Below are 21,639 nucleotides of genomic sequence, written 5' to 3'. Positions count from 1 at the left end.
AACAGCTGCGTTTCTGCAGATAACGTGTCGTCTCACAAAGGTCACCGTTCAATTCTTGATGCACGCTGGGCACTAACGCCATAGACGTATTGATCTCAGCGGCTGCACGAGTTGGAATGGCTGCGTGCCTGGCTTCTGCGCGTCCAATCAGTAACTGTCAGTACCGCCCAGTAACCTGACCTGAAAGAGTTCCTTTGTACTGGGGGTACGTGTAAATGGTTGAACTGGCGGCAAACGATGTCGAGTTAGAAGTCCGTGTGGGCTACGAAGAGTGGAATGCCGCGTTGGCGCACAGATTCTTCGCTGCGGATCGGGCGGGCGAGCTCGTCTACTTGGACAAAGACGACGAGGCGTTTGCGCGTGTTTGCTCCGACGTTGGAGTGGACGCCGATGAGGCTGACGATTCGTTGGCGAACGCCATCAGGGCCAAGCTCTTCTGGAAAGATTCGGGCCGGGCCGCCTTCGCCGAGTTTGATCGAGTAACCTCTCTGTGGCTGGCCAGGAGGCGCGATGCACTTGCGAATGCGGAGCAGGTGCCCCCACCGCCTCATATCGCGCTTCTTACACTCTTCTCACTGGCCGCCGAAAGGATCGGCGGCGCCAACACGAACACAGGCGCTGTCGAATCCAGCTATTACTCCACACTGGAGGGACTTCTCTGTATACCTGCCAACGAATCGGGGAGATTTCGAACTTCTTTCACGAAATCCAGTGAAGCTTACTGGGAGTCGTTGAGCCTCTGGCTTGAGGACCTGGACGGCCACCGTGGTCTGCCGAGCGCGTACGCGCTAATGCACCGCTATGTTGGCTTGCCCATTTCGCAAGCCCTGGTGCGCGCCCGTGAACGAAGAAACCTGAAAAAGATGTTTGAAGAGCAGGGCTTCGTCGCTGGAATGACGGTGTCCCACACCGACATGTATGGGGCTATTGACGTCTGGATCAATTCTGCCAGGACCTCGGCAAATGCTGCACTCATCCAGATGTGGGTTTCACCCGAACTCAAGAGTCGAATAGTAGAAATCGCCTTGGCCGAGTTTGCGACTTGGGAAGGTGCTGCCCTGACCGGCGCAGGTACGAAGACGCCTGGACAGACATCCGGACGCTGTCTCCTCACCCTGAGGGATGGGCGTGTCATGCTTCGATCCGAACTACGATTCGGGTTGACGGTCGGTGGCTCGTCAGTCGTCGGGGAGACTTGCCATGTTGAAGGACTTAACGGTGCGGCCCGAGAGTTCACGCTGGAGGCCCTCGGAATCGGCTCGACAGGATTTGATTTTCGGGCGGTCGGGATCGATGCCGGTTCGGCCATCAACGGTGACTTGCGAATTGTTGTCGGGGCGGGCAAGGCTCTACGGCGCTTTCCAAAGAAGGTGGTCATCCTGACCCGTGACGCATTCTCCGCTGGCTATATCGAATCTGATCGAATAAACGCTGCGGCTTTGTCACGAATTCTGGTCAAGGACGAAGCGCAGCTCGTGTCGTCGGTGGAGAAAATCCTCAACGATGCGGCCCAGCCGGGATACTCGCGAACTCATGGGGGAACTGGCGGCGTTCCGCAAGGCTGGACGGTGTTCACGGACGTCATTCTGTTGCGGGCACCAGCGCCCGCACTGGTGACGGCGAACGACCTCTCAGCATTCCAACCGCGGCTTTCGACACAAATGACCGTCACAGGGGGACTCAAGCTCCCTGGTCACGTGCCGCGCTGGAGTGCGCTCAGCCCGATCCGGGTCATGATCGCCTCCGAAAGCGAAGAGCCCGTTGACGTCGTCTTGTTGACGCGAAACGCGGAAACACTCCAAACAGAAGAGCGTGTCATTCACCGTGGCTTGGCTGTTCCTGCAGTGGTTGACCTGGAAGAGCTGCCGGGGGACTGCAAGGACTTCACTTTGTCACTGCGCCGGGGAAAGACAACGCTCCAGAACCTGGCTGTGAAGCTGAGGAGTTCGTTGGTGCCAAGCCCGGACGTAACGGAGCGGTTCAGGTCTCTCTGCCACGACCTGGAAGATCCAGTTTGGCCCATGAAGTGTGTCGCCAGCGAAGACGCAGTCGTTCCCGGTCTCGACGGGTTGGCACTCTCAGCCCCGTCGGTGCCATACCGAAGCCGCCCTGTAGCCTCCCGCCCGAATTGGGCCGGCAACGGGCGGATGGGTCTCAGCGGACAGCTGCTTGTTGTGGCTGGACCGCCGGAGAACTCCTGCATCGTGACGGGGCATCACCGTTTCGACTTCCCAGCTTTTGATGGAAAACGTCCAAAATCGAGTTGGATGTATGGTGTCTGCACCCAATGCGGTATGAGTAAACGACAACCGACTTCAGTGCGCAAGTCGGCACCCGTCAACAAGATCCCGACCCGACGGACCCGGCATGCCCTGCCCGAGCTATCTGCCGCGGGACCGAGCTGGAGCGCTCTCATCGACTCCCTGTTCTTCCTGGGCGCGGGGTCACGTCGAGAATTCTCGACTCTTGCGAGGCAGATCGAAGACACTGCTATTTTCGAGAATCAGCTTCTACGCGATTTAGAGGCCCTGAGCATTATCGAGTTGGAGCGCAACGACGAACTCGACGTCACTCGGTGGGAATCCGCAGCGACCTGTTTTGGTGAATTAGCGGATGGATCTTGGATTCTCACAGGATTCTGGAACAGACAACTCAAAGGCGAAGCGATTGAGGCCCTGGAGGCGGCTGGGGCCACGATTTCAGTCAACGCCCCTACCCGCCAGTCCTTGCTCGTCGTCAACAATATCCCGCACGGCAAGATCGCCTCCATCGCTGAGGAGCTAGGGGTCGACTTAGTGCCGAATGCTTCGACGGCCCTATCCAGCGCGCTGCCTGCATTGTCCTCCGTTGGTGAAGGGCTAGTCCGCTGCGGCATGCCTTTCTCAGAATCATATGAGTACTTCAACCCACCGTCTGCATCATGGATGACGGCGGAAACCGCTGGACTGCCGGGGCTCTATCGGGTGTCTCGGAGTTTCAGTTCGCGGTACTTCTTCCGTAGCGCTCAAGACGTCGCCGACGGTGTCGCTGCGATGGTAACCGTGGAATTGGGAAAGCACCTGGCCGGGCTCTCGGCGAATCGCCCGCTGATTGCCTATGACGCGGCGGAAGCCACCTTGTCAGTGCCAGTGGGTGCCGAACTTCCAGGCATATACGGACGTGCAGCTGTCATGGGCGACGGTGGATTGCCCCAAATACAGCGGGCGGACCGTTCAACCACCTACTTTAATGTCCCTCCCGCCGCTGCAGAAGCGATTATTGGAAAGCTCACGTCATGACTCAGTATCCCAACCCGATCAGCGTAAGCGACGACCTCAAAGAAGCCTTTTCGCGATACTTCTCGACAAATTATCGCCTCCGATCCCCCGGGCTTGCAGCAGACCGTGATGAACTTCTTGCTGCGGCAGGACAGGTATTTCAGGAACCGTTAGTCGAGCCCGTCATTCCCTATCCCACAACGGACGACCTCGTCGACACAGCCACAGCTGCTGGATACTCGGAATCGGTTGGACGAGTAGTCGGCGACGCCTTCTTCCGCCAATTCGTAAAGCCCGGCGAGCGAATGGGAGTTCGCCGCCATCAAGCAACTAGCATCCTGACGAATAGGGGTGCTGGTGAGGCCGGCAAAAGAAACGTCGTCCTTACCTCGGGTACTGGATCCGGGAAGACTGAAGCGATCCTGCTGCCAATCCTGCTTCGGCTGGTGGAGGAGTCGGAGGAGTGGAGTAGACCCGGGCCGGTCAACACGTGGTGGACTGGGGACTCGTTCAGTCCGATGCGGAAGAACGAAACTCGCAAGGCAGCGGTCCGCGCCATGATCTTGTACCCCACGAACGCCCTAGTGGAAGACCAGCTAACCCGTCTCCGACTGGCCTTCCGGAGGATTTCCGAGACGCGACCCGAGGCGCGGCTCTGGTTCGGCAGGTACACGGGTGCAACGCCCGGAAACAATGTACTACCAAAACCGTCCGCAAAATCGGGGTCCGTTTCACGGGTCATTCAAGAACTTCGCGAAATGGCCGACGAGTACCAAAGCCTTGTCACTGCGGGGACAGTCGGCGAGAGCGATCTGTCGCTATTTACCGACCCAAGGGTTCACGAGATGGTCACGCGTTGGGACATGGTTCAAGACCCACCCGACGTTATGGTTTCAAACTTTGCAATGATCAACGCCATCCTTATGCGGGACTTCGAAGCGCCGCTCTTTCGGCAGACGCGCGAATGGCTTGCTCAATCCCCGGAGCACGTGTTCACGTTGGCAGTGGACGAACTCCACTCTTACCGAGGTTCCGCCGGCAGCGAAGTTGCACTACTTTTGAGAAGGCTTATGAGCCGGCTTGGCCTCGAACCGGACAGCCCACAGCTGCGCATCATCGCGGCCAGCGCATCGCTGAATCAGGATGATGAAGGCTTGAACTTTCTGGAGGAGTTCTTCGGAGCTTCGAAGAACAGCTTCGTAGTCACCGCAGGCCTATCCCGCGAAATTGTGAGCCCACTACCGATCAGTCGGGATCAAGTGCTGGCAGAGCACGAGGCGGGGACACTAGTGAATCGATCTGCGGAATTGTCGGAGGCAATCGCGGCGGCCTGCTTTGAGAAAGCGGACGGCAGGTACCGCGCGCAGTTCCTACAAACCATTTCTCAACGGTTGTTCGGCAGCGACGATCTTGAATTGACTGCACTGCAATCAGCATTCCAAGCTGTTGCACTCGGCGAACACGTTGGCATCCCGCTGCGTGGCCACATATTTGCCCGCGTCCTTTCCGGATTATGGGCCTGCAGTAGCGCCCAGTGTGCGGGTGTGTCTCCGGACCGACGCGACCAAGACCGAAACGTCGGCAAGCTCTTCGGGCAACCCGTATCAGTCTGCGACGACTGCGGCAGCCGAGTCCTGGAACTGATCCTGTGTGGCGAGTGCGGTGACACCAGCTTGGGTGGCTATGTCTTGCCGTTTAGCGACGGAACGGAGAGCCTGAGCGCAACGCCGGCCGGTATCTTGTCGGACGCCCCCGGATTGGTTACCCGTCGAAACCGGGGCATATATCGGTGGTTTTGGCCGGCTGTCGGCAACCAGCCGCCGGTTGGTGCGGGTGGCAAATGGTCAAGTCAGAGTTTCGACGTTGCCTGGGTCCGGGCAAGTTTGGATACCAGCGGACGCGTCGAAGTAGGGGCTCCTGAGGGCGCAAACGGCTGGGTGCTGCAGATCAGCGGCAAAGGCGACGCCACTGCGACGCCTGCCATCCCCGGTAGGTGTCCCCAATGCGGACAACAGGGTCGCCAGACGGCTGAATTTGTTCAGGGCCAAGTCGCCTCCCCCCTTCAAGGCCACGCTACGTCGCCTGCTCAGACGACTTCGGTATATCTCCGTCAGCTGCCTCGGACACTCGGTGAGCGTCCGGAGGACTACCGAACCATAGTGTTTACAGACAACCGAGATTCCGCGGCGCGGACTGCCGCTTCATTGGCCACCCGGCAATATAGCGACATCTTGGTGCAGATGCTCCGAAGGGGCCTCTCCGATGCGGCGGCCACAGATATCGTTGACATCCTTCGACGCTTCACCTCCGACCAATCAGTTCTGAAGCCTGCTGAACTCGCCCAAGCACAACACTTACTGCAGACCAACCCCGGCGCCCTTATGGCTGTCATGCGCGAAACGGCGGGCGTCGCCACACCCATGGACAATGAATTGTTGTCAGCGCTCAACTCAACGGGTTCCGAATCCATTGCATGGACGGACCTCCGGGTTCGGATCGAAACCCAGATGATTGACTTGGGGATCAGCCCGGGCGGCCCGTCGCCCTTTGCACAGAACTTCAACAAGGAGCCTTGGTACACGTTTTACGCGCCGCCGGAGCCGGGACTCTGGACCAAGGCCGATGCAGCCTCCTCTGCCGTCGCGCAAGAGAAGCTTGGAAACATGCTGGACATGGAGTTGGCACGGCAAGTCTTCGACTCCGGCCGGCGCGACGTTGAATCGACCGGACTTGCCTGGGTCCGTGCAGAAGTCTCAGGGTCCGGGTCCGGTCTGAGCGACGAACTCGCAAGCGAAGTTGCGGCAAGCTGCGTGCGCTTGTTGGGTCTCGACCTCAACTATGAAGGGTCCTTCGCTGCCGGGTCGGACGGGATCAAAACGCCGACCGCGGTGAAAGACTACCTCAAACGAGTTTCGCTCCTGCATGGCGTCGACGTCGGGACACTCGAGGCATGGGCATTTGGCGTGCTTAAGAGCCAGGGCCTGACACACGACGGTTGGATTCTAAAAATTCACGGTTCGACGAACCACATCCGCTTTGCCCCTCCATCGGGCCGAGTGTGGACTTGCGACCGTTGTGGTTTTGTCCATCTACAAGGCTCTGCGGGAGTCTGCGCCAACAAGGGCTGCGACTCCACCGCTTTGTCACAACGCGAACGGCTCGCGGGCGGTGGCGATTACTATGGGTGGCTTGCGAGCCAGGACCTGAGGCGAATAGCAGTCGCCGAGCTGACAGCACAGACTAAGCCTGCCAGCGAACAGCGTAAGCGCCAGCGCTGGTTCAAGGGCATCCAGCTGCCAGCGCCCAAGGAGAACCCACGCACCTGCCAGCTCGATGTTCTAAGTGTGACTACGACCATGGAGGTCGGCGTGGACATCGGAGCGCTCAACGCAACTCTTATGGCTAACATGCCGCCCCAGCGGTTCAACTATCAGCAGCGAGTCGGCCGCGCTGGCCGCGCGGGGCAGGCGTTCTCATTCGCCATCACATCGTGCCGCGACTCTGCCCACGATGAGTATTACTTCAACAATGCTTATCGTATGACGGGCGATCTTCCGCCACAGCCGTTCCTTGACCTGGGACGACCTCGAATCGTGCAGCGCGTCGCCGCATCCGAGCTGCTCAAGCGGGCCTTCTCATCGTTGGCAGAGAAGCCAGAATGGACTCCTGAGAGCCTGCATGGATCATTCGGAAAGGTAGATTCCTGGCCTAGCTACAGGCCCGGGGTCGCTAACTGGCTTGACTCGCACCCGACCGTGCGCGACGTCGTGCGGCAGCTGAGCCGATACACGAGGCTTAGCGACGCACAGGTCCTGGAGATCGAGCGTTGGGCCCGCGTCGAACTCGTCGCAGAGGTTGATCGCATAATTGGGTCGCCGGAACGAAGCGAGGAGGAACTTAGTCTGGTCTTGGCCCTGGGTGGGCTGCTTCCCCTCTTCGGATTCCCCACGAGAGTCCGCAATCTCTACGACGGCCAGGTGATGGGCAGGGTACTGGACAACAATGTTGTAGCTGACCGTCCCCTGGCAATGGCTGTTACAAACTACGCGCCGGGCGCGGAAATTGTCAGGGACGGTCTCGTTCACACGGCGGCAGGCTTTGCCCACTACGAGAAGACCGGCAGATCATGGTCCCCAGCCGACCCCATGGGAGCGGCCCACGAAGTCGTCTCGTGTCCGGAATGCGCCACGACCTTTATCGACCGGAAAGTCGGTGACGTCTGTGAGAATTGCGGCCGTGAAGTGGTTCGGTTCTCAATGTTTGAGCCGCGAGGATTCAGAACGACCTACAAACCGCGTCCCTACCGTATCGACGGCTCGCGAGCACAGTCCAAGAGCCTGCCAACGTTCGTTTCTGCCCAGAAGGAAACGGCCCGGGAAGAAGTACTCGGCGTGGACGTCCGCCTGTATGAGCAGGGCAAGTTGCTGCAATACAACGACAACAGAGGGAGGCTATTCGACCTAAAGCGTCAGGGCGACGGGTCCGTTGTGGCCGCCGATAAGGCCATCTATCCGCGGGGTTGGAAGGACATGCCGACGACAGGGATCGACATCGGAAAGAGTGCCATCGGAGAAATTCGCACAACCGATGCCGTGACTGTCGCGTTCACCCGGCTGAAGACGCCAACCGGCGGCCTTCCCACATCTTCCGGAGTACTGCCGGCAGGAATGTCTGCACTGTGGTCGCTGGCGGAAGTGATGCGTGCTGGCGTGAAAGCGCAGCTGGACATCGATCCACAGGAGATACAGGCGGGCCTTCAGCACCTCACGACAGCCGGCGAGCCGACGGCCAGGGTCTTCCTGGCCGACAGCCTGGACAACGGGGCGGGATATGCCGTGGAGATTGCCAAGCCGGCCAACTTCAAAGCCTTGTTGCACTCCACCCGTGAGACTTTGAGGAACATGTTCGAAGCCAACAGCCACGCCGCGTGTTCCACCTCTTGTCCCGACTGTCTGAGGTCCTGGGACAACCAACGTCTCCATGGCGTTCTCGACTGGAGACTGGCGCTCGACATGCTCGATTTGTGCGCGGGCGACGAGCTGAGACTCTCCAGATGGTTCGACCGCAAGCTGGAGCTCCAGTCGGCGGCGCAGTCCATCGATGCTGGCTGCGAGGTCGTGGTGGCTGGATCCATGGATGTCCCGGTCGTGCTATTGCCGGATGAGAAAGTTGGGGTGGTTGTGGGGCATCCTCTGTGGTTCCGGGGAGGCACTGCCAACTCAGATGTACGACGAGAAACCGCCATCGCTGAGGCAAAACTGGAGCTGCCCGGATACCGACTCTCAATCAGCGATCATTTCGAGTTCGACAGGCGGGCACTTCCTGTGCTCGTATCGGCGTTGGAGGGCGAAGCAGCTGTTATCTGAGTGGGCGTTCCGTCGGCTTGCCCTCTGCTGTGCCCTGGGTAAGCCGACAGAATGCGCGTGGTTGTCGGTGACGACTAGTACCCTGGCGCAGTGACTAATTTCATTGGGGGAGGGGCGGCGGAGCGGCTGCCCGAGGGCTTGTACGAACTTCTCAACACGGACGCGCTGGGCGAAGAGCTGAATCATCAGGCAGAACTTCAGCCGGTCTTCGCGGACATCGACGACGAAGACTCCCCGGACATCCTCTCCCGCCACGTCGGGGACGCCGTCCGGAAAGCCCTGGCCTCAGCCAAGCCCACCGAACGCGTCGCCCTGGCGAACAAGCTGCTCCAGCAATTGGACACGGAAGACCGCATCACCCCCGGTCCCACCCAACTCCAGTCCCTCCACCGCCCGGACACGCTCAAGCGCCGCAGCCTGCGCCGCCCCAGCACCAAACTCAGCGATTCGGCGCTGCTCACCAACAGCAAAGACGATCCCAACCTCGCCGCGGAACTCAGGACCGAGATCGAATCGGCTAACACTGTAGACCTGCTCTGCGCGTTTGTCCGCTGGACCGGGCTAAGACTCCTCGAACCAGCGCTGCAGCAGCTCAAGGAGCGCGGCGCCAAACTCCGGGTCATCACCACCACCTACATGGGCGCCACGGAACGCCGCGCCATCGACGAACTCGTCAACCGCTACGGCGCCGAGGTGAAGATCAACTACGAAACCCAGGCCACCCGCCTGCACGCCAAGGCCTGGCTGTTCCGCCGCAACTCCGGCTTCGACACCGCCTACGTCGGCAGCTCCAACCTCAGCCAGGCAGCCCTCCTGGACGGCCTCGAATGGAACGTCCGGCTCAGCTCCGTCGGCACGCCCACCCTGCTGCAGAAGTTCGAGGTCACGTTCGACAGCTACTGGGCGCAGCGCGCCTTCCAGAGCTACGATCCCGAACGCGACGGCGAAAAGCTCGACGCCGCTCTGGAACGCAACGGCGGCCGGCGAACAGCCGTCCCCGGGGCAGCCACCGGCCTCGAGCTCCAACCCTTCCTCCACCAGGAGGAGATGCTCGAAGATCTCGAAGCCGAGCGGCTCAAAGGCTTCAACCACAACCTCCTGGTCGCGGCCACCGGTACCGGCAAGACCGTCATTGCGGCGCTGGACTACAAGTCTCTCTGCGAAGCAGCGGGCAAAGACCTGAAGCTGCTGTTCGTCGCGCACCGCCAGGAAATCCTTAAGCAGGCCATGCGCACCTACCGCGACGTCATGCAGGACGGCGCCTTCGGCGAACTCTACGTCGGCGAGCACAAACCCCGGCAGTGGAAGCACATCTTCGCCTCCGTCCAGTCGCTGTCCGCTCTCGGCATCGACAAGCTGGAACCCGACTTCTTCGACGTCGTCGTCATCGACGAATTCCACCACGCCATGGCGCCCACCTACCGCCGGCTGCTGGACCACCTGCAGCCGCAGCAGCTCCTCGGGCTGACCGCGACGCCGGAACGCGGTGACGGTGTCGACGTCGCCCAGCAGTTCTTCGACGGCCGCACCGCCAGCGAACTGCGCCTGTGGGACGCCCTGGACGCGGATCTGCTGGTGCCGTTCCACTACTTCGGCGTCTCGGACGACGTCGACCTCAGCCAGCTGGAATGGAAGCGCGGCAACTACGACACCGCGCAGCTGAACACCCTCTACACCGGCAACGACGCCCGCGCCGCTAAGGTGATCCGCGAACTCCGGGACAAGGTCACCAGCACCGAACAGATGCGGGCCATCGGCTTCTGCGTCTCGGTCCAGCACGCCCACTACATGGCGGAGGTCTTCAACCGCGCCGGCATCGCCTCCGTCGCGGTCGACGGCAGCACCGACGACGCCGACCGCGCGGCGGCGCTGAAGCGTCTCGCCGCACGCAAGATCAACTGCATCTTCGCCGTCGACCTCTTCAACGAGGGCCTGGACCTGCCGCAGGTGGACACCATCCTGATGCTCCGGCCCACGCAGAGCGCCACGATCTTCCTCCAGCAACTGGGGCGAGGGCTGCGCCGCGCCGAGGGCAAGGCGGTGCTGACCGTCATGGACTTCATCGGCCAGCAGCACCGGGAGTTCCGCTTCGACCTGCGCTACCGGGCGCTCACCGGCTACGGGCGCAAGGAGCTGGAAAAAGCTGTCGAGGACGAGTTCCCGTACCTGCCGTCGGGCTCGCAGATCGTGCTGGACCGGGTGGCGCAAAAAGTTGTGCTGGACAACATCAGGGCCCAGCTGCGGTTTAACCGGGCCCAGCTGGTCCGGGACATCGCCTCGCACGCGGAGACGGAGCTGGAGGCCTATCTGGAGCGGTCCGGGAACGACGTGAAGTCGATTTACCGTTCCACCAGGGATTCGTGGACCGGCTACCTGCGCCAGGCCGGGCTGATCGAGGGGTTCTCGCCGTTGGAGAAGGTGCTCAGCGGCAGGATCCAGGAGCTCTCCCACGCCGATGAGAAGAGGCTCCTCGGCCGGATGGCAGCGCTGATCCACGTGGACGATCCGGAACGCGCCGAGGCGTATTCGATGCTCGTCGGCGCCGACGCGCCCCGCTTCGCAGAACTCGGCATGCGGGAGCAGACGTTCGCCCGCATGCTCTTCTACACGATATGGGACGACGGCGGCGGGTTCCCGTCGTACGACGCCGGCCTGGACTATCTGCGCGGCTACCAGTTTGTCTGCGGCGAGATCCGGCAGATCGTGAAGCTCGGAGTGGTCGCGTCCAAGCATGCCGCCAAGGGCCTCGGTGCGGGACTGCAGCACGTTCCGCTGCTGTCGCACGCGACCTACCGGCGCGAGGAGATTCTGGCGGCGCTCCAATACGGGTCGCTGGAGCTTGGCAAGAACGTACAGCACCGCGAGGGCGTTGCCTGGTGCCCGGCGACGTCCACGGATGCCTTCTTCGTCACGCTCAACAAGGACGACAAGAAGCACTCGGCGACGACGATGTACAAGGACTATGCCATCAGCCCTGAGCTGTTCCACTGGGAGTCTCAGAATGCGACGTCGCCCGGAAGTCCGACGGGCAGGCGGTACCTGAACCGGGCAGCGCACGGCTCGAAGGTCCTGATCTTCACGCGCGACACATCAGAGGACGAGACCGGGCTGACTGTTCCGTACACATGCCTCGGCCAGGTGGACTATGTGCAGCACGCGGGGGAGAAGCCGATCGCGATCACCTGGAAGCTTCACCGTCCGATGCCGGCTGATGTGTTCGCGACTGCGGCCGCGGTGGCCCAGTAGGCGATGGTCCGCCCCTAGAAGGGTTCGGAAAGTTGGTTTGACCACCGATGTGCACGCGCTGTGCGACGTAGGCCGCTAACCGTCACAATCTGGTGCCGTCGTTATGGCTTTGACGATGAAACTCGAAATTCTCCGTGGTTGCCTCTGAAAATTCCAGACAGTGGAAACCTCCAAGCTTGTCCAGCACCCGCAGCAACTCGGGGTCATCCGTGGGCGTAGTCCGAACGAGGCCGCCGTCATCCACAGTGAGATACCCCTGTTCGAACAGTGCATCGCACCCCAAGGAACAGGCGAGCATGGCCGCCGCATCAAAATTGAGCCGATCTGCTTCGCTCGATTCGGAACGAAGCTTGATGTGGGCGGCGATTAGCAGGTTCATGGGGAGAAACCGCCCACAGAGAGCGCATTGATTGCCGTAGCGGGCGAGCAGTGCCTCTCTGAGGTAGCGTTGTTCCGCACGTCGGAACATTGACCCGGCTATGTCAGTGGTCGCCAAGTCTAATTGCTGGCTGGTATCTCGCTCACCCTTGGACTCAGCCACTTGTACTCGAGACTGCTGCATCGGCAGAGACCCGGCACTGAGATAGCGCGCCAAAGGCTCACCTACCGCGGGCGGGATTGCGGCTATATAGACCCTGCCCGGATTCCCGGTCCTGTTCATGGGGCCCACACCCGGAGGAAAGACCGTCTTGAGGACGTCGAGACGCACTTCCATATCAACAATGCAGGGCTCAACGAGTACCAGCGTGCCATGCAAATGTCCGGTGTACCCCGGCGGACGATCGGCTTCGACTCCCGCTGCAACAACCAGTGAAATGGCCTTGAACTGCTGAGCGGCGTAATGAAAGACCACATCCCCCGGCAGCATACGGTGTATCGACTGCCAATCCTCGTGTCCAGGTTTCCCGTCTATGCGCAGGTGTGGCGCCCAAAGCGAGCCTTGTTGGATGGCGGTGGAGTAGTTTTCTCCCTGGCTGACCCACCAATAGCCCCGTGAGTCGTGAGCCGAAGAGGGCGCGCCCTCGGCGTCGGGTTCAACGTGGCCATGTCCACTGTTTTTCAGGTGGTCGGTATCGATCCAAGGGACGCCACAACCATCAAGTACGCGCGTCGTCGCTACCCCGCCTGACGAGTTATCAGACGTGAGTTCAAGCGGCGGCATCAGATGCGCCGCCACGGCAGCCGACAAAGCTTTGCTGTCGAAGTGGTGCCCGGCAGCGACTGCGACGAACTTACTTGAGGGGCCAAAGCCGTACTTTCGTCTCAAACCGGTCCGACCCAAGTCAACCGCTTCGTCGAGGGCTTTCGACTTGGCCGTTCGGAGTTCCGACTCCGAGTATCGTCCAAAGAATGTTGCCACAATCTTCTCCTCATTCTGGAAGTTGCACTGGCCGCCGAGTCATGTGCAGAGACAGCTGAATGGAGCGTGGCACATCCTCCATCCGGCGCCGACCGTAGAGCCTCAGGAGTGTCCCATACTTCGCCGACAGAGTTACCTTCTTCGGTCTCCCAGTTCCCAGCCGATAATGTCCAGCGCACGTAAAGGGGTGATTTTCGGCCCCGGAGCGATCGCAGCGATTTCCTCCCAATGAGGAAACTGCGTCGTTAAGTCATTTTGGAGGGCGGTGAGCCATGCGCGCCGGTAGCCCGCGTAACTCCTAGTCTTTTCGTAAGGGACTGGGGCGCCGTCACACTCGCTGTAGCAGTAACGAATGTTTCCGTCGAACAACGGGAGGAGTTCTGGTCGCTTACGGTGCAGGACCTTCGACAGCGTGGTTAGCTGGACGTGTTTTGTCGGTTTCTCTTCGAGGATTCCGAACAGGTGCACAATCGCGTCAAGCGTTTCGGAGCTTGCTAGGGCCAGTTCGCCGCTGATCGCCGGATTGTTTAGTCGCTCGTTCATGAGCTCCAGAAGCCCTTCAAGCCCGTAGTACACGGGGATCGGGTTATTGGATACGTTAAGTAGAGCAATAGCCAGGAGGTCCTGACGGCCAACCGCGTCGCCTGGAGTACCTGGATATTCGTCGTAGGCCGGGTAAGCCGAAGTTCCTGGCCTTTCGACCAGATATTTCTTTGCCCAGGCCTTTGCTTCGTCAAGTCCGATCGTTGCCCCGCCAACCTTTAATGTCGTCATGGGGCTTAGCCTACGGGCAGGCGGTACCTCGACCGGGACGCGCATGGTTCGAGGGTCCTGATCTTCACCCGCGACACGTCAGAGGATGAGACGGGGCCGACCGTTCCGTATACGTGCCTCGGCCAGGTGGACTATGTGCAGCACACGGGGGAGAAGCCGATTGCGATCACCTGGAAGCTGCACCGGCCGATGCCGGCGGATGTATTTGCGACGGCCGCCACGGTGGCCCAGTGACTTAACGACAAGACGGGGGCCTCAATCCCCTTATGCTGGGGTCACCATAAGGGGATGGTCTTGGGCATCGAGGGGGACGAAGTTGCATTCGAGTAATGGACGCCGGGACGGTTTGAATTCAAACCACATTAGCAAGACCGGTGGCGACTGGCCGGCCGGTGTTCGCCGTTCGCCGAGTGGGCGTATCCCGCAGTGGGCTATCGACGAAGCGCTCGGAAAGTTGCAGGAGCCTGCTGCCTGGCGCACAGACTCCTCCGAGAGAACGGGCGGGGAAACGGTAGGTAGCCGGCGCCTGAAAGGCGGCTCAGGAACCCGTCGCCTGAAAAGGAAGTCCACTCCGGCCGTCTTGGGCATTGCTCTCCTCGTGGGCCTGTATTTCAGCCCTACCCTGTTTGAGCGATTCGTTCTGCAGCCTTTCCGGCCGTACCTCCCCGGGGCTGCCATGCCTCCGCCGGGGGTCGAGGCGGCGGATTCCCCTCTCGGTCATCCACCCGTAACGTCCCCGTCCAGCGCATACGTCCTGCAACCCTCTCCGGATCCCGCCCAACCCTTCGTGGCCTACGACCCCTGCCGTCCCGTCCACTACGTCGTCAGACCTGACAACGCGCCAATCGGCGGGGAACAGCTGATTCATCAGGCAGTGGCAGAAGTTTCAGCTGCAACAGGGTTGCGGTTCGTGAACGACGGACCGACCTCTGAGGGCCCCAGTGAGCAGCGCAAGGCGTACCAGGCTGACCGCTACGGCAATCGGTGGGCGCCGGTCCTGATTTCGTGGTCCACTCCTATTGAAAGTCCGCAGCTGGAAGGCAAAGTTGCCGGGTTCGGGGGAAGCGGGCACGCCGGGGCCTCTGGGCGTCCCTTGGCTCTGGTTACTGGACAGGTGGCACTGGATGCCCCGGCTCTTGAAGAGATCATGCAGCGCCCGGACGGGCCGCTACTAGTTCGCGCGGTGATCATGCACGAACTGGGCCATGTCGTTGGACTTGACCACGTCGATGATTCGAAGCAGCTAATGAATGCGGACAACACCGGGATCACCGCTTTTGCAGACGGCGACCGCGCTGGCTTGGCTGTACTGGGTAGCGGGGCGTGCATCCCGGAACTTTGACCAGACCTGACCCACCGAAAAGCACGACGGCGGCAGCTGGAACGATGACCGGGACTCAACCTACGGCACCTCACGGCCGCAAATTTAGCGGCTTGATCTCAGTCCCGTCCTTGATTAGTCCCAGCAGATCATCCTGCCGGGCCTGGCCCAGCGTCAGCCGGTACTTTGCCAGCCCCGCAAGCATGTGTTTCGTCTTAGGCACGTCGCGGCTCAACGGGTGGTCCAGAAGCCGCCGCTCGATCTTGTGCGCCCCCGGATGAATCCAATGAGGAGCGAACTCGGTGCTGGAATCTTCCGCGCGCGCGGCAACGTCCGCTGCAGCAACGGAAAACAACGTTTCCCACGGATCGGTCACCCCGGGCTTCAGCACCTCGGCGCAATGGGCCTCCGCCACATTCTTCCGCACCGCGTGTCCCAGATAGCGGTGTACCCGGCCCTCGCGCTGTTCGAAATCAACGGGGTTGCCGGGCACGTTCCAGTGGATGACCGAGTGGGCCCACCAGTGGAAGTCGATGCCCTCCTGGCCCACCGACGTAGACGCAAGCACGAAGGGCCAGAACGGGCTGTTGAAGGCCCGGCGGACGTCGGGCATGCGGTTGCTGTCGCCGTCGTCCGTTTTGGCGTTGCTGTAGCGCACCGCGAAACGGCTGCCCATGCGGAGATCTTCATGCGAACCGTCCGGATACTTTGCGAGCATCTGCGCCGGTTTGAGGGACAACGAGCGCCGGATGTCATCGGCCAGCCCCCATAGCTGTTCGGCGGTGACCTCCCCGGGAGCCTGCTGGCTGCGGAGCTGGAACACGTACTCGTCCAGCACCGCCTGGAGGTTCCCGGCTTCGCAGTAGCGCAGGACCTTCTGCCAGTAGTCACCCTCGGGGTAGAGCTTGTCCAGCAGCTCGGTGGCGTCCAGCCGGTTGAACAGCGTGCGCAGGCCGGTTGCCGCGAACACTGCGGCCTTCCACAGCTCGGCGCCGTCAAGATCGGCCGGCACCACACGCTTCAGGGCACGGTAGAGGCAGTTGGCAGGGGAGTTGACGGCCAGATCTTCAATGCCGTCATCCCAGCCCGCCCGCTCACCGCGCACGGCGTCCAGCAGCCGGTCAACGTGTGCCAGGTAGAGGCCAGCCTCCGAGCCACCTTCCTGCTCGGTGTCCCCGCCGTCCGAGGCTTTGCCTTGCCGCTGGGTGAATTCGTCCAGCTCCCGCAGCTCCCGCGCGGCCAGCTTCGCGTCGTCGTTCCACGCCGCCGGCAGAGCGCCGGGCACCGAGAAGTAAGAAGCCCATGCGCCGAGGCGGCTGGCCGGATCAACGACGGCGCCGCCAACCATGGCCTTTCCAGCCGCTGCCGCAGCACCCCGCGCCGCGTGTCCGGGCACCAAGGAACCGCGCAATGAGGCGCTTTCCAGCGGGTCACCCGCCAAGGCCAGGGCCGCGTGGGGAATGAACAGCGCCAGCGTGGACATGGCCTGCGGCTCACCGTCGCGGACACGGAACCTGAGCCTGCCACGGAAACGCTTGCGAGCCTCGGCCGTGTTTTCACCGTGCAGCGGCGACCCCTCGAGGATCTGCCGCTCGGCCTCGTAGGAGAGCATCGTGGTGATCGCCGTCGGGGCCGCGTTCCACGCCGAGAAGACCAGCTGCTTGGTGACGTCCGGACCCACCTCAGCGAACGCGCCGGAGGGCTCCACATACGGGAGCGACGGCGGCATCCACAGCAGCTTCCACCATCCCTGGCCGGTGGTGTATTCGCGCACGGCCCGGAACTTGGCGTTGTCAGTCTCGACGGCCCCATATCGGCGATAGGCCTCGGGGTCGATGGTTGCCAGGGCCGGCAGCACCGGGTCCACGGCTTCGCGATCGCAGTGGATCCTGCCGTCCAGCATCCTGCCAATCTTGTAGTCGGTGAGGAAGTGCGCGAACATCGGCACGGATTTCCAGTACTCCATGGGATTGCCGGTGCGCGCGGCCCGGAACAATGCGGAGAGGGACCTGTAGCTGGCGAGGTCACCGGCACGGACGTCCGTCGGTGCCATCTCGATCACGGACAGCATGTCGTCTTTGCCGAGCTGCGGCCGCTCCGTGCGGCTCATGAACAGCTTCAGGCCGTCCTCGATGCGGTGCGTCAGAGCATCGTCCGTGACCTGCTTCAGCAGCTGGGTCCGGCGGCCGTCGAGGTCTGCCTCAAGTCCTTCCATGTATCCCGGCCGTTCGCTGCTCAGGAAACGCAGCAGCTGCCGGAAGTCTGCGGCGTGATCGTCGCCGTCGTCCTCGTTCGCTCCCGTGTGCGCCTTGTACGGCGTGGCCGAGAGCAGAATCAGTTTGGCGCCCTTGTAGTTCAGGAACTGCCTCGCCAGCTCCGCCGCGGAATCCTCGTCGTCGGGCGCGGTGCCGGGGGAATACAGCAGGTCGCGGAAGCGCTGGAACTCGTCCAGGATGATCAGGTCGGGTTCCAGGCAATCAAGCCCGGCCTGGGCCAGGTCTCCCCGGAGCCCGCCGATGATGGCGCTCATGCGCGGCCGGACTGTCTCTGACCCATCACGCGCCGCCTCGCGCAGGGCCTTGCGGAAGGCGGGCAGGTTGCCGCTTTGGTGCGCCAGCGTGCGGAAGCGGTTCCGCACAGGCACGGCAAAACCGTCGGGGAACTGCTCGTGCATGTACTGGACGCGGCGCGCGAAGTTCTGCGGGGCCGAGCCCGCGCGCAGGAGCTCGACGGCGTCGTCGTGCTGTAACTCGCCGATCACGCCCAGCTGCGTGATGATGCGGAAGAGCACCGCGCGTTCCTTGGCCTGGCCCGTTGCCCCGCCGACGTTGAACGACGTGCCCGGAGTCAGCGAAATGAAGTTGACCCGCTTCCGTGTTCCAGGCGCGGCCGGAGCGTTGAGCTTGGCCAGTTCGGTGGGCAGCAGTGTGAGCCGGCCGGACTCGATGATGTCCTTCTGCCCGGTGACGTTCAGACGGCCGAGGTTCTGCTTGGCCAGGTCAGCGTTGGAGCAGACGTAGACGACGTCGATGCGGTTCACCCCGGAGTCGGGCCGGTCGAGCAGCTCGATGGCTTTGGCAATGACGCCTCGGGCCACCATGCTCTTGCCCAGCCCGGTCTCGTCCGCGACGAGGAAGCGGTCCGCCGGCTGGTCGTCCAGGTAGAGGCGCTTGAAGACGTGTTCCACGGTGCGGCGCTGAAAGCCCCGCAGTCCGTCCAGCGCGGGCGTTGCGTCAAACCCCATGAAGTTCCCCAATTTCCAATGCTTCGGTGGCTGCCGTCCAGAGCGCGTGCAGCTGCTGAATCTCCGGGTCATCGCTTCGAAGGGCGAGCAGCCGGTCCATGACGACCTTCAGATCCGGGAAGACCGAGCCGGCGTCCGGACCCGCCATGGCGCCCACCATCGCTTCGAAGAGTCCGGCGGTGGATCCGTCGCCGAACCCGGAACCGGCGAACCATCCCGTGCCAGTCCCCGAGCCCGGCAGGGCGTCTTCCGGGGTGAGGAACAACAGCAGGAACTGCCGGAGCTTTTGCGGGTCGTCGAGCTGGCGGGCGATGATCTCATCCAGCCGTCCGGCGGGATCGGTGCGCAGGACGCCCTGGATCACCGTGCTCTTGGATAGCCCGGCAGCCGTGTCTTCCAGCGTCAGCACCAGATACGGTGTCACGTCAGCCAGCGGTATGGCGTGGAAGACGTGTGCGTGCTGGCCCCCGGAGGGCTCGACGACGGCGCTTGGCTGGGGGAGCGAGAGGAGCCGCAGCGTCGCGGTGAACTCTGGCTTCGGTGACCAGTCATGCGAGACGGTCACGGCGAACGTGTTTTTGGCATCGCCCTCGGCGACGGCGTCGAGGAGGAACCGTTGCGCGGCAGCGTCGCGCAGGGCGTTCTCCAACCGGAAGGCCGCCACGTCTTCTTCGGAGCGGGCTGCGCCGCCGGTGCCCAGATAGTCGGCGAAGGGCACGTCCTTGAGGCTCTCCCGGATCCGCTGCACACCCAACCGCTTTTTGGCTCCCCGCATTTCCAAGAGGAACTCCACGTTCGTGGTGAAACCTGCCTCGGTGGCGTTGGCCGAGCCGAGGAGCGCGTAAGTGAAATGGTCGTAGTCGCAGAAGTAGGCCTTCGCGTGCAGGCCGGTGAGATCGTCGGCAACGCGCTGGATCCCGGACTCGTCCATATCGCTCTGCCCTGACTCCGACGATTCAGGGATGCCGAGCTCGTCAAAGGCTTTGAACGAGGTATGGGTGTCTGCGACCGTCCGTTCCTGAAGAAGGTTCAGTTGATCGTCGCGTGAATAGACGTAGAGGTTCCGCGTCCACGTGTCCTGCAGCCGACCGATCAGCTTGTCATCGAGGAAGGGCGAGATGACCAGTTTCTCGTAGCCCAGGAAGGCGTCCTTCCCGGTCTTGTTATTGAGTGCGATGAAGTTCTCCGGGTCGCGGAGGTGGGCCACGATTGAGCCCTGTTCGAAGTCTTCGCCCATACCCATCGGCCGGAAAGCCAGACGGTGGATGTCCTCGGGCAGCTCCCAGCGGACGTCCGCCAGGCGGGACGCGAGCCCGCGCACCCGTGCAAGCCGCCCGGCGTCGGGCTTCACCGTGCAGAGGTCGGGGAGCCCTGCGATGAAGCGTGCCAGCGGCCCGCTGTCCGGGCCGGCATCCCCGGCGTCCTGCACGGGTTCGCCGTCCAGCCTAACGAGGAGGTCCCAGCTGGCGTCGGCGGTGAGGTTGCGGCTGCTGCACAGGAAGCGGTAGCGGCGCTCGGTGTCGTTCTCGAATTCGAGCAGCCAGATTTTCGGGTGGAAGAGCCCGCGCCGGACGCTGACCTGGTGGACCATCGGCTCCAGCAGCGCGAGCAGGTCCGAAGCGTCCGAGGGCGCCTTGATGTGGCCGGCCTGGCAGAAGATGTCGACGCGGTCGGAGACTTTGCGCAGGGCGCTGAGCACCGCCACCGGGTTGGTGAATTCTTCTCCGGAGCCCGCGACGAAGCTCAGCGGTACGGACAGCGCGCTGGTCATGTCCAGGGTGAAAGTGGTGCCCACGGCGTGGGAAAGCCGGAATCCTGCCGGCGGGCGCAGTTGCTGGGTGAGGGCCTGCCTGTTTGCTGCCTCAAGCATTCGACTGTCCTTCCAGTGCGAGTCCTGCATGGATGTCCAGGACGTTCCGGCGCACCTGCGTCCAGCGGAACGTCAGGGCTCCCACCCGTGCCGGCGGCTGCCAGGCACGGAGCCGGCGTTCGTTGCGGAACCGCGAGTTGGACTTCTTCATCAGCTTCTCTCGGGTTTCGACGGCGGCACGGAAGTCTCGATTGTCGATCAGTCTGCCCGGGCTCGTGGCCGCCTGGGCCATGGCCCGGGCGAATCCGGCGGTGTTGCCGTTGATGCCCCGGTTCAGTGCCGCGGCGCGGTTGATGAATCCGTCGACGTCCCATCCGGCGAGGAGGTCGCGCCTGCTGTCCCGCTGGTCCTCCCACGCTGCGAGGAGTTCCTGCGTGGGCTCCAGCGTGTCCTGGCTCGCGGAGAAGACCTTTGCAGAGAGTTCGGCGAGCAGGTGCTGGTAGAGGATGGTGGCTCCGTTGTGGATGAAGGAGAACGCCTCTGCGTCCTTGAGCCACTGTGCGGGGTCGCCCTCCGCGCTGCGGCACGCCGGGTCCAGCCAGGGTGCCCAGAGTCCCGGGGTGGGGCTGACCTCGGATCCGACGACGTGGGCCAGCATGGTGCCGGGACAGGTGGTCAGGATGCGTTCCTGGAGCCAGCGGGCCTCATCATGGGACAGCTTCAACCCGCGGTTCTCCGTTTGCGGGAAGCCGGCCGGCGGGTGGGGGAGGGTCTGGTTCCAGACCGAATAGGTGCTTTCGCCGTCCTCAGGCGCGGAGGCGTCTGCGCACATGAGCTGGGCGACGGCGGAGCGGTCGGTGTCCGGGGCGACGATGCCGTAGGTGCGCAGGGCCGTCCAGTAGGCCGCGGAGGGAAGCTGCATCACGTTCCGGCCGGCGTCGCGCCCGATGTAGCTTTCCTCGCCGATCGCTTTGAGCCTGCCGATTAGCTGTCGTTCGGATTCCTCGGACCGTTTCCGGAGCTCTTCCGGGTTCCTGGTGCTGCGGTGGGCAGTTTGGTAGGCCCACGGGACAAGCAACATGTAGCGTGCGCCCAGGTGCAGCACGGAAGTGCCCGGGAATAAGCTGTTGCTGATCGCGTCGCGCAGCTGTCCCATGCCGAGGTCATCGGTGGTTTCCGGCGTGCCGAAGAGCTTCACGAGCTCGCGCATCTTCGAGTTTTCCTCCGTTGATGCGTCGAGCCAGGAGATGAGGGAAGTCAT

Annotated in this window: 9 protein-coding genes and 1 pseudogene; 5 read left to right on the top strand and 5 right to left on the bottom strand. The window is 62.4% G+C overall.

The window, feature by feature from the left end; all coding sequences use genetic code 11:
* The first annotated feature begins 215 nt into the window (after window positions 1-215).
* From ACVWZ8_RS02780 to ACVWZ8_RS02770, 3 genes are all read left to right on the top strand, one after another.
* Window positions 216-3,278 carry a hypothetical protein gene (locus tag ACVWZ8_RS02780; protein WP_426939282.1) on the top strand — a complete coding sequence of 1,021 codons (3,063 nt, stop codon included), beginning with the start codon at window positions 216-218 and terminating at the stop codon, window positions 3,276-3,278.
* Window positions 3,275-8,623 carry a DEAD/DEAH box helicase gene (locus ACVWZ8_RS02775; RefSeq protein WP_426939283.1) on the top strand — a complete coding sequence of 1,783 codons (5,349 nt, stop codon included), beginning with the start codon at window positions 3,275-3,277 and terminating at the stop codon, window positions 8,621-8,623. Before ACVWZ8_RS02780 ends, ACVWZ8_RS02775 begins: the two co-directional genes overlap by 4 nt.
* A 90-nt stretch (window positions 8,624-8,713) precedes the next feature.
* Window positions 8,714-11,869, top strand: a complete 3,156-nt coding sequence (locus ACVWZ8_RS02770; protein ID WP_426939284.1) for a DUF3427 domain-containing protein — start codon at window positions 8,714-8,716, stop codon at window positions 11,867-11,869.
* Window positions 11,870-11,951: 82 nt separating this feature from the next.
* On the opposite strand, the gene ACVWZ8_RS02765 is transcribed toward ACVWZ8_RS02770, so the two are convergent.
* Window positions 11,952-13,229: a hypothetical protein gene (locus ACVWZ8_RS02765; protein ID WP_456503714.1), complete on the bottom strand. Its 1,278-nt coding sequence runs from the start codon at window positions 13,227-13,229 to the stop codon at window positions 11,952-11,954.
* 132 nt (window positions 13,230-13,361) lie between these two features.
* On the bottom strand, window positions 13,362-14,003 hold the full coding sequence (locus ACVWZ8_RS02760; protein ID WP_456503713.1) for a DUF6308 family protein: 642 nt from the start codon (window positions 14,001-14,003) through the stop codon (window positions 13,362-13,364).
* Window positions 14,004-14,015: 12 nt separating this feature from the next.
* Here ACVWZ8_RS02760 and ACVWZ8_RS02755 point away from each other — a divergent pair.
* Together ACVWZ8_RS02755 and ACVWZ8_RS02750 are read left to right on the top strand one after the other, a co-directional pair.
* A pseudogene (locus ACVWZ8_RS02755) lies at window positions 14,016-14,237 on the top strand (hypothetical protein); the annotation flags it as partial.
* An 880-nt stretch (window positions 14,238-15,117) separates the two neighbouring features.
* Window positions 15,118-15,345, top strand: coding sequence for a matrixin family metalloprotease (locus ACVWZ8_RS02750; RefSeq protein ID WP_456503712.1), 228 nt, complete (start codon window positions 15,118-15,120; stop codon window positions 15,343-15,345).
* 70 nt (window positions 15,346-15,415) lie between these two features.
* Here the strand turns inward: ACVWZ8_RS02750 and ACVWZ8_RS02745 are convergent, their stop codons facing one another.
* The 3 genes from ACVWZ8_RS02745 to ACVWZ8_RS02735 are packed head-to-tail and all read right to left on the bottom strand — an operon-like array spanning window position 15,416 to window position 21,639.
* A complete protein-coding gene (locus ACVWZ8_RS02745; protein ID WP_456503711.1) occupies window positions 15,416-18,568 on the bottom strand; it encodes a DEAD/DEAH box helicase in 3,153 nt (1,050 codons plus the stop codon).
* Window positions 18,558-20,438 (bottom strand): phospholipase D family protein, encoded by a 1,881-nt coding sequence (locus tag ACVWZ8_RS02740; protein WP_456503710.1) that lies wholly within the window; start codon window positions 20,436-20,438, stop codon window positions 18,558-18,560. The genes ACVWZ8_RS02745 and ACVWZ8_RS02740 overlap by 11 nt, the downstream gene beginning before the upstream one ends.
* Complete coding sequence (locus ACVWZ8_RS02735; protein WP_456503709.1) at window positions 20,431-21,639, bottom strand: DUF6361 family protein; 1,209 nt, start codon at window positions 21,637-21,639, stop codon at window positions 20,431-20,433. The genes ACVWZ8_RS02740 and ACVWZ8_RS02735 overlap by 8 nt, the downstream gene beginning before the upstream one ends.

This window comes from Arthrobacter sp. UYCu723, assembly GCF_054059215.1.
The sequence above is the reverse complement of the archived record's forward strand: the minus strand, read 5'-3'. Positions and strand labels throughout refer to the sequence as shown.

Coding starts and splice junctions, on each gene's coding strand:
- ACVWZ8_RS02780 (WP_426939282.1), top strand. CDS start 216: ATGGTTGAACTGGCGGCAAACGATGTCGAGTTAGAAGTCCGTGTGGGC.
- ACVWZ8_RS02775 (WP_426939283.1), top strand. CDS start 3,275: ATGACTCAGTATCCCAACCCGATCAGCGTAAGCGACGACCTCAAAGAA.
- ACVWZ8_RS02760 (WP_456503713.1), bottom strand. CDS start 14,003: ATGACGACATTAAAGGTTGGCGGGGCAACGATCGGACTTGACGAAGCA.
- ACVWZ8_RS02745 (WP_456503711.1), bottom strand. CDS start 18,568: ATGGGGTTTGACGCAACGCCCGCGCTGGACGGACTGCGGGGCTTTCAG.
- ACVWZ8_RS02740 (WP_456503710.1), bottom strand. CDS start 20,438: ATGCTTGAGGCAGCAAACAGGCAGGCCCTCACCCAGCAACTGCGCCCG.
- ACVWZ8_RS02735 (WP_456503709.1), bottom strand. CDS start 21,639: ATGACTTCCCTCATCTCCTGGCTCGACGCATCAACGGAGGAAAACTCG.